Below are 9716 nucleotides of genomic sequence, written 5' to 3'. Positions count from 1 at the left end.
TGCGCAGTGAGGATCCTGAAGAACTGGCCTCCCGTTTCCTGCACTTCAATGAAGCCGCGATAGAAGAAATGCGCGAAGGATGGTATATCCCCTATCCCAAGGAGGAGATCACTTGATCTCCTTCTCTATGCGGATCTCCTTGCGGAGTCCATCGCCTTCCATCTCTTTCTTCACCTCTACGCTCACCTCATCTCCATCACGTGAGATGCTGATGTTGGCGCCATCGATGAGGGTGTCTCCTTCGAAACCGGAATCTTCCAGTGCCTCCACGGCACTTTGCATATCATCCATGCCTCCATCCATCCTGATGATCTCCATCTCACCGCCTTCCTCATCGTGCCATACCATATGGTCGCCATCGCCCATGTGCTTTTTGAAGATGCGTTTTTCCATCTTATCCCCGTGATGGGGTCCTCTATGACCGGTCACTTTACCCAGGACGAATCCGAGTACGAGAGCGAGGATGGTGAATACGAGGGTCTGTGTCCAATTGCCTTTCATGGTCTGGGAGTTTTTTGATTCTTGGGTGAAAGTAGATGAAGGGGGCTAGAAGTGAAAGCTCTTTCACATTCTTTAACAGGGTTTGACAGCTATAGATTCCAACAGGACTTGGATAGAACCAGATGATACCGCAGGGAAGAAGCCAGCATTCTTTCCACAGAATTGGGCCTGATTTTCAGCTGCTTAGCATTTATCCACATCCTATATACTTCGATGAATTTGGCGAATTGTTCGCCAAATCATACATTGTGTTCGACTAACAACCAATTAAGTATAGTCACCCAGCTGTTTTTGGAATTCAAAGCATGGGCCTCTATGAGGCCTTAAATGAATAGGTCTGCCCTTTTGTATAGATCACTTTAAAAGGCCTGTCATTGGCAATGCTCCTCTTCAAATCCCTGTAGGACAGCCTTGTATATAGAACGAGGCATGGATTCTTGGGTCAGTTGGTTGCCTATCGGTTTCCATAAATCTAAAAACCATACGACCATGACCAGAACAAGACCGACCAACAATTCATTGACTCGGGGTAGACAAAAACTTCTATTCGTGTCCATTCTACTTCTCGCATTCTGCAATTACAGCATTGCGCAGGATTCCGACCAAGATGGAGTCATTGACTCTATCGACCTGGATGATGACAATGACGGCATACTAGATGTGAACGAATGCACCGGTCCCAATCAGGTGACTTTCGAGTTCAAAGGAACCTTTGGGGTCATCCCAGTCGATTCTACCGGGCCTTGCCCCGGACAACAGTGTTTCCAGAACAATACAGAAGATCTGCAGTCGCCCGTAGCCGGATATGGATACGGAGATATGAATGGGGAAGGCCGATATGCTAAGACCAATAATTTCTACGGACCATTCCTTCATGTGTCTGGAATACTGTGGCCCGATTCCTTGATCGGTCATACCACGGGCACCGCTGACGATGCCTATCTGGCTGTCAATGGTTCTACCACTCAAGGTGTGTTCTATAGGGAGACCTTGACCGTTCCGCAGAACACCACCTTCGAATATGGCGTCTGGTTCCACAATGCAAACGGAGCAGGTGGTGGAGCCCCTGAGATCGAAGTCGTGCTAAAGGACGCGGGCGATGTCGTGGTGGCTACAGTGACCGGTGGACCTCTTCAACCCTCTGACCCATTCGAATGGGTAGAGGTGAAAGAACCATTCAATTCCGGGTCAGGTACCACCTTCACTATTGAGGTACGCAATGTGAGCACCACAGCAGGTGGAAATGACTTTGCCATAGATGACGTCTTCTTCAGAGAAGTGCTTCCTCCGCTCTGCGATACCGATGATGATTCCATACCCAACGAGACCGATCTGGATTCGGACAATGACAATTGCTTCGATGTTATAGAAGCCGGCCATGACGATCCTGATGGAGACGGAATTCTTGGTACTTCTCCGGTCACAGTGGATGCTGATGGGCTCGTACTGGGTCAGGGGGGCTACTCAGGTCAACAATTGGCCGTATTGGATAGCACCGATACGGAAGCATGTTGCGGACCTCCAGGCACCAGCACAGACACTGACGGTGACGGATTATGTGATGTTATCGACCCAGATGATGACAATGATGGCGTGCCTGATGGAGATGATTCAGAGCCTCTGAACAAATTTGCTTGTGCTGATACAGATGGCGATACATGTGATGATTGCTCCTCCGGAACCTTTGATCCTTCAGATGATGGGACAGACACCAATGGTGATGGTTTCTGTGACGCAGGGTGTATAGAATCCCTCTGTGATGATGGGGACCCATTGACGGAGAATGATATCGAATTCTTGGCTCCGGATAGTACGGTATGTATCCCTTGTGCCGGGACCCCTCTGAACTGTGAAGGATTGATCATCTCTTTAGACATAGCTCCAGTGGTCTTTTGGGAAAACACTCCGGTCGATCTTTCTTCCGTATTGGATATCAGCTATTCCAATGGTGATCCGGTGACTGGCACAGGCATCTTCAATCTGCTGGATAGCGAAGGAGAGATCCTTATCGCTGGTGCAAGTGAGATTCCATTCAATCTGCCTATTGGAGGAACCTACACCCTGGAATACCAATACACCGAGACCGATGCTGGCAGTGGCAGTGTTACGTGCACAGATTCGGCCTCTGTTACCTTCAAACTCATGAGCAACGATTGCGAATGAGATGACCACATAAGATTCTTGAACCCCGCTGCCCACAGCGGGGTTTTTTCATGCCTGGACCACTAGAATATACCTACGGCCAATTCGGCCCATATCAACAGCAGGACCAACAGCACCGCTGACCATATCAGAATGCGGGACATCCGCTTATCGACCCTTTTTGTCAGCCTCTCCCCTATCCATCCGAATCCGAGTAGAAGTACACCAGCGATCAGGAAATCACCTGTTGACCAATCCACCTCATCGGTGAACTGCATGGCGATGAAAGGAATGAGCAGGATCAGCCCCGTAAAGGCCAGTACAAAACGCTGTGTTCTAGATATAGAGATGCCCATGATTTCTGCTTTAGTCTTACGTGAAACTACAAAATCTATAGAATTAGTGAGTTTGATGAATTTTCACACAACCCTCTGAATGTCCGCTATATATCCGTTTTTAAACGTTTATAAACGACATTAAACGTATGCTAAACGGGTATACTTCGACTAGGCCGTTCCACACTCCTCTTCTTTGCGGTGTCGCAATCAGAAATAGACAGCGGCAACAGAATACAAATACATACACGAACAATTAAATCACGTTATCATGAACACGCTTAGAAACAAAGTACAACTCATCGGAAACCTTGGTAATGACCCGCAAGTCCACGTATTCGAGAATGGAAATAAGAAGGCTACCATGTCTTTGGCCACTAACGAGACCTATACGAATAAAGAGGGCGAGAAAGTGCAGAACACCCAGTGGCATAATGTGGTCTTCTTCGGCAAGACGGCTGACATCGCTGAGAAATTCCTTGCCAAAGGTGCTGAGGTCGCTATCGAAGGGAAGCTCACCTCCCGCAGCTATGAGACCAAAGAAGGTGAAACGCGCTATGTGACGGAAGTCGTGGGCAACGAACTGCTCATGCTCGGACGCAAAGCTGATTGATCTCGATCAGTACTCATGGTTCAAGGGCCGCATCCGAAAGGATGGCGGCCTTTGTTCTTTTGGGCCCCCATGAGAAACTATCAATTCAATACACCGTCCACCGGCTGGAGCATCTCCGGCACATGCTCTTCATTCATGGCCTCCTTGAGGTCGATCTCGATGGTGCGCGTTATGGAATCCAGTGCCACATCGGTATTCCAGTTCTCAAAGGGTCTGGAAAGCACCACTCCGAATATGTATATCTGATGGAACATCCAACCCACGATCACCGATATGGGAACGATGAGGATCTCACTGTTCACGCTGATGAAGACTTTGATGAATGCAAAAGGGAACATGAAGATGAATAGATAGAGGAAGGCCCGGGTATAATATTCATAGGGCATAGGAAGCGGGGTGTTCTTGATCCGTTCGGCCGAACCTTGGTGACTGACCAGACGATTGAGCGTGGCTTGCATCTCCAGATACACAAAGAGGTCGACTTCCTCAGCGTTGAGAAGACTTTTGATCGCACGACCCTGCTCATATCCCAAATGTGTGACCGGGTTACTGACCTTCTGCAGATCGGTGTATTCCTTCTTATTCAGGTAAGGTCCTACTTCTTTGTCCCATTGTGCCTGGTCATCGATCTTACGCAGTCTCATTTTGAGGGCATATACCCATGCGATCTGTCGGTCGATTAAGCTTTGCAATTCGCGCCCTTCTTCACCTGGAGCGGGTATGGAGTTCAGGCAGGTGATGACCTGACGCGCCCAATTCCGAGAATCGTTGATGATCCCACCCCATATCTGACGCGCTTCCCACCAGCGACTATAGGCCGAACCGTTCTTGAAGGCCAGAATGATGGCCAGTGCCACACCGAAAATGGAGACCACCTCGGTCGGGATGTAATAGTCCTGTATCCCCAAGGGCACATGCAGGGTATAGGCCGCCAGAGCACAGAGCGAACTGAAAAGGAGATTCTTCCAAGAATACTTCAGCGTAGTGCCGATCATCAATCTATCCCGGGTGATCATAGTGTGGTTGTTTTATTAGGTGCTCAAATTTGCGCCTTCCATCTGACAATGTGAAGTTCTTTGCAAGTAATTCCTAGACGAAGGCTGCCTGCTTCTTTCATTCTATTTCCATTCTCCCCCTTGAAATATTCTCAAGAACATTTGGTTGCATATGCAACCTTTTTTATACTTTCGCTCCCTGATGTCACAGACCGATCTAGAATTTCCTCGCCCCTTGGTCGCTTTTATGGGCAAGACCATGAAGCATATCGACATGCTGATGTGCGGCCGTTTGGCCGAGAGTGGCATCGCCCTTACGGTCAAGCAGGTCATCGTTCTGCACAAGTTGGAACGTGGATGCACTCACCAATCCGAATTGGCCATACTTACCGGCAGAGACAAAGGATCCCTGACCCGATTGATACAATCCCTGGAGCGTAAGGGCTTTGTGGAACGCACTGCCAGTACCGAGGATAAGCGAGTGAATATCGTGCTCTTGACTCCTTCGGGTAGGCAGATGCTCGATCGAGCCCGACCCATCCTCGACCAGACTTTCGAAGCAGTACTGGATGGCATATCAGAAGACGACCGCCTGGTGACCCGTCAGGTGCTTCAGCAGATCCTTCAAAACACACTAGACATATTAGAGCCCTCCGACCCATGAAAAAACGACAGCTCATCATCATAGCCGTTGCTCTGGCCATCATTGTATTGGCCCGATTGGCCTCCAACTTCATCGGCACTCCACCCGAACGACCGGCCCCTACTCCTGTGGAGAAGGTCAATACAGTATTTGTGGATACCGTAGCCTTGGCCGAAATACCCATCTCCATCCGCTCCACGGGACGTGTAGAGGCTATCGACCGGGTCGTCCTTTACAGCGAGGTACAGGGTATGATGCTTCCCGATGGGGGAAGATTCAGAGCAGGGAACCGATTCAAAAGAGGGGATGTACTCTTCCGTATACGCTCCAATGATCAGCGAGCGGCCGTAGTCAGTGCGCGGAGTTCTTTCCTGCAGACCCTCAGCACGGTCATGGCCGATATCCGTTTGGATCATCCCGATGAATATCCTAATTGGGATGCATTCCTCACCTCTGCCGATGCGGAGGATGGTATCCCTTCTTTACCAGAGAACATTTCTCAAGGGCTCGAGCGATTCCTGACCGGGAGAGGTGTATTGAGCAGTTACTACACCGTTCGCAATGCAGAAGCCCAACTCTCCAAGTACACGGTACGGGCACCTTTCAACGGGGTGCTTACCGAGGCCAGTGCGGTCCCCGGCACCGTGTTGCGACAGAACACGGAAGTCGGTGTGTTCTTGAAACCTGGGCAGTACGAAATAGAGACCGCGGTGGATCGCAGCACCATCGACCTACTCTCTGTGGGCCGGGAGGTAGAGGTCACCGAGTCCATGAGCGGAGACTCCTGGGCCGGGACGGTCAAGCGCATCAATAGCGCAGTGGATCCCAGCACCCAGTTATGCTCCTTCTTCACGCACGTACAGGCTGATGATCTAGAAGATGGAACCTATGTGGATGTAAGCGTTCAAGCAGAGCAGGTAAAGGAAGCTTATGTCGTTTCGCGTTCCACGCTGATCGATGAGAAAGCACTTTACACGGTAGTGGATAGTCTCCTTCATATACGACCGATCCAGGTCATCCACATAGAAGGCGGAAATGCCATCGTGAAGGGTCTGAAGAATGGCGATGTGATACTGGAGCAGGTCCCACCCGATGCTTTCGAAGGCATGCAAGTGGCCATTTACACCAAAGAAGAAGACCAGTGAAGAAGCTCATCTCCTACTTCATAACCTACCCGGTAGCGGTCAATACCTTGATACTCGGGGTGGCGATACTGGGTGTGATCGGAATGTTCAACATGCGCTCGAGCTTCTTCCCCTTGCAGGACTCCAAGTTCATCAACATCACCGTGGCCTATCCAGGCGCAAGTCCCGAGGAGATGGAAGAAGGGGTAGTGCTCAAGATCGAGAACAACCTCAAAGGACTCCTCGGAGTAGACCGATTCACCTCGTCCTCATCTGAGAACAGTGCGAGTATCTCTGTAGAGGCCGAGAAAGGCTATGACATCGATGTGCTGTTGGCCGATGTCAAGAATGCAGTGGACAAGGTGCCTTCATTCCCCACGGAAATGGAACCTCCAGTTGTGGCCAAACAAGAAACCCTCACCGAGGCCATCTCTATGGTCATCACGGGAGAAGGAGTGGATCTGGCCACCCTCAAGAACATGGCCAGGGAGGTGGAGACGGATCTTAGGAATCTCGAGGGTATCTCCCAAGTAGAGATCTCCGGGTTTCCCGATGAAGAGATCAGCATCGACCTCAATGAAGAGACTATGCGCGCCTATGGCCTGAGTTTCGCTGAAGTATCCAATGCAGTGGCCAGTAGCAATATCCTGGTCACGGGTGGCACAGTCAAGACCGATGAAGAGGAATACCTCATCCGTGTACGTAATCGGGGCTACTATGCTCAGGCACTAGAGCAGATCATCGTACGCATGGATAGTGATGGGCGTACCGTGAGACTCAGCGATATCGCAGCCATACGAGACACGTGGTCAGAGACTCCGGAGCGCGGTTATTTCAACGGGACCCCATCGGTGGCCATTCAAGTGCGCACCACCAATAATGAGGACATGATCTCTGCGGCACAGCAGACCTTGGCCTATATCGAGGAGTTCAATGCGGAGAACCAGAACCTAAGATTGGAAGTCACGCGGGATTCGAGCGTGACCATTATCCAACGTACCGAGTTGCTCCTGAAGAACGGTCTGCAAGGAGTGGCACTGGTACTGCTCTTCCTCTCGCTCTTCCTTAGACCACGACTGGCCGCTTGGGTAGCATTCGGTCTACCGGTATCCTTCTTGGGCATGTTCATGTTCGTCAACTCCATGGACGTGACCATCAATGTGCTCTCCCTCTTCGGGATGATCATCGTGATCGGGATCCTGGTCGATGATGGAATTGTCATCGCTGAGAATATCTTCTACCACTATGAATCCTTAGGCAAGAGTCGGATCAAGGCCGCCATCGATGGCACCATGGAGGTGATGCCCGCGATATTCTCGGCCATTCTCACCACAATGATCGCTTTCAGCACCTTCTTCTTCTTAGATGGTCGCATAGGTGAATTCTTTGGGGAGGTGACCATTGTAGTCATGCTCACATTGGGATTCTCGCTCTTCGAGGCATTCATCATACTGCCTTCCCACGTGGGCCACTCCAAAGCACTCACCAAGGAACAGAAGCGCTTTGTTTTCAACGTCTGGGGTGACAATGCCATGGACTGGATGCGCAACCGGATCTATATGCCTTTGCTGCGCAAAGCCTTGGAATACAAGCCGATCAGTCTGGCCATCATGGTCGCTCTACTGATGATGAGTTTTGCCGCCATGCAGGGAGGTATCATACGCAGCACTTTCTTCCCCGTGGTGGCCAGTGATCGGGTCTCGGTCACGCTGAAGATGCCCCAAGGGGTCAACCCCGAGGTGACAGATTCCTTGATCTCCATCGTAGAGGCCAAAGCCTGGGAGACCAATGAGGAATACAGCGCGCGGCAAACGGACTCGCTGCAGGTCATCGAGAATATCAGGAAACAGATCGGCCCTGGTACGGCCAATGCCAGTCTCTTCATCAATCTTCTTCCCGGAGAAGAAAGGGATTTCAGTGCTTCGGAGATCGCCAATGCCATATTTGAGAAAGTAGGAACTTTCCCAAATGCTGAGAGTCTGGTGATCGATGGAGGTAGCAATTTTGGAGGGAGCCCTGTTGCTGTTTCCCTTCTGAGCAACAATATCTCCGAGTTGAAAGCGGCCAAGCTGGAACTGAAGGAGATCCTTGAAGCGAACCCATTGCTACGAGACATCGGGGATAACGACCCGGCCGGTATCAAAGAAATAGAATTGCACCTCACGGATAAGGCCTACAGTCTAGGGCTGGGACTGAGCGATGTGATCGGTCAAGTGCGTGCAGCTTTCAATGGACAGCAGGTGCAGCGGTTCCAGCGAGGTGAGGATGAGATCATCGTATGGGTGCGCTATGAACGCGAAGGGCGTTCGGAGATCGAGGATCTGGACCAGATGCGCATACTCACTCCATCAGGCGATCGTATCCCCTTGAGTGAATTGGCCTCTTACTCCATCGGCCGTGGTGATGTCACTATCAATCACTTGGATGGAAAGCGGGAGATCCGCGTAGATGCAGACCTCAAGAATCCCAAAGAGGGAGCTTCTGCCATCGTACAGGAGATCAAAGATGTACACATGCCTTACCTCAAGGCCAAATATCCCAGCATCTCAGCGCTGTACGAGGGACAGAATCGGGAAGCAGCTAAGACGCAGACTTCCGCACAAAAGACCTTCCCGATCATCCTGCTGCTCATCTATATCGTCATTGCATTCACCTTCCGCTCTTTCAGTCAACCACTGATACTCATCGTCATGATCCCCTTTGCCTTCATCGGAGTGGGATGGGGACACTGGATCCATGACTTTCCCGTCAACATGCTCTCCATGCTTGGTATCATCGCCTTGATCGGTATCGTGGTCAATGATGGCCTCGTCTTCATCGCCAAGTTCAACTCCTTCCTCAAAGAAGGGCTGAGTTATGAAGATGCGCTCCTGCGCGCTGGAGAATCCCGTTTCAGGGCCATCTTCCTCACTTCCATCACGACCATAGCCGGGCTATCACCTCTCATTTTCGAGACCAGCCGCCAGGCCCAGTTCCTCATCCCCATGGCCATTTCCATCGCTTATGGGATTGGGATCGCTACGGTTCTCACACTGATCATGCTGCCCCTATTGCTCTCCTTGAGCAATCAACTCAAAGTGCATGTTCTCTGGCTCTGGGAAGGAAAGCGACCCAGCAGGGAATCCGTAGAACGGGCCATCCAGGAGATCTCTGCAGAAAAAGAAGCTCAAGACAATGAATAGAATCGCCCTCATCCTACTTACTCTGTGGCTATCCGTTGGAGGCCCGGCCCAGGAGCTCTTGACTTTTGAGCTGGCCTTACAAAATGCCCTGGAGCACAACCACGAAATACGCATGGCCCGTCTCGATGCAGAGATGGCTGAAAATGATGCACGTGCAGGTAGCAATGGATATCTGCCTACC

The 9716-nt window shown here is 50.8% G+C and carries 9 protein-coding genes; 6 read left to right on the top strand and 3 right to left on the bottom strand.

All coding sequences use genetic code 11. The features are described from left to right. Positions 1 to 108: 108 nt before the first annotated feature. The gene (locus tag HKN79_11340; protein NNC84161.1) at positions 109 to 501 is read right to left on the bottom strand and encodes a hypothetical protein; all 393 of its coding nucleotides are present in this window, start codon (positions 499 to 501) and stop codon (positions 109 to 111) included. A 489-nt stretch (positions 502 to 990) separates the two neighbouring features. Between HKN79_11340 and HKN79_11335 the strand changes: the two genes are divergently transcribed. Further along, positions 991 to 2664, top strand: coding sequence for a hypothetical protein (locus tag HKN79_11335; protein NNC84160.1), 1674 nt, complete (start codon positions 991 to 993; stop codon positions 2662 to 2664). A 62-nt stretch (positions 2665 to 2726) separates the two neighbouring features. On the opposite strand, the gene HKN79_11330 is transcribed toward HKN79_11335, so the two are convergent. Then, a complete protein-coding gene (locus tag HKN79_11330) occupies positions 2727 to 2999 on the bottom strand; it encodes a hypothetical protein (protein NNC84159.1) in 273 nt (90 codons plus the stop codon). Positions 3000 to 3249: 250 nt separating this feature from the next. Between HKN79_11330 and ssb the strand changes: the two genes are divergently transcribed. Beyond that, positions 3250 to 3591, top strand: coding sequence for a single-stranded DNA-binding protein (gene ssb / locus HKN79_11325; GenBank protein NNC84158.1), 342 nt, complete (start codon positions 3250 to 3252; stop codon positions 3589 to 3591). 80 nt (positions 3592 to 3671) lie between these two features. Here the strand turns inward: ssb and HKN79_11320 are convergent, their stop codons facing one another. Beyond that, positions 3672 to 4607, bottom strand: a complete 936-nt coding sequence (locus HKN79_11320; protein ID NNC84157.1) for a hydrogenase — start codon at positions 4605 to 4607, stop codon at positions 3672 to 3674. Between the two features lie 181 nt (positions 4608 to 4788). On the opposite strand from HKN79_11320, the gene HKN79_11315 reads away from it, so the two are divergent. The 4 genes from HKN79_11315 to HKN79_11300 all read left to right on the top strand — a co-directional run. Continuing rightward, positions 4789 to 5250, top strand: coding sequence for a MarR family transcriptional regulator (locus tag HKN79_11315; protein ID NNC84156.1), 462 nt, complete (start codon positions 4789 to 4791; stop codon positions 5248 to 5250). Continuing rightward, positions 5247 to 6374: an HlyD family efflux transporter periplasmic adaptor subunit gene (locus HKN79_11310; GenBank protein ID NNC84155.1), complete on the top strand. Its 1128-nt coding sequence runs from the start codon at positions 5247 to 5249 to the stop codon at positions 6372 to 6374. Before HKN79_11315 ends, HKN79_11310 begins: the two co-directional genes overlap by 4 nt. Further along, positions 6371 to 9535, top strand: a complete 3165-nt coding sequence (locus tag HKN79_11305; protein ID NNC84154.1) for an efflux RND transporter permease subunit — start codon at positions 6371 to 6373, stop codon at positions 9533 to 9535. The genes HKN79_11310 and HKN79_11305 overlap by 4 nt, the downstream gene beginning before the upstream one ends. After that, positions 9528 to 9716: TolC family protein (locus HKN79_11300; GenBank protein NNC84153.1), on the top strand; the 189-nt coding region annotated here is incomplete at its 3' end. The genes HKN79_11305 and HKN79_11300, both read left to right, overlap by 8 nt.

This window comes from Flavobacteriales bacterium, from assembly GCA_013001705.1.
In the GTDB taxonomy this organism is placed as follows: domain Bacteria; phylum Bacteroidota; class Bacteroidia; order Flavobacteriales_D; family JABDKJ01; genus JABDLZ01.
Note: the sequence above shows the minus strand (reverse complement) of the source record. Positions and strands in the feature narration are given on the sequence as shown.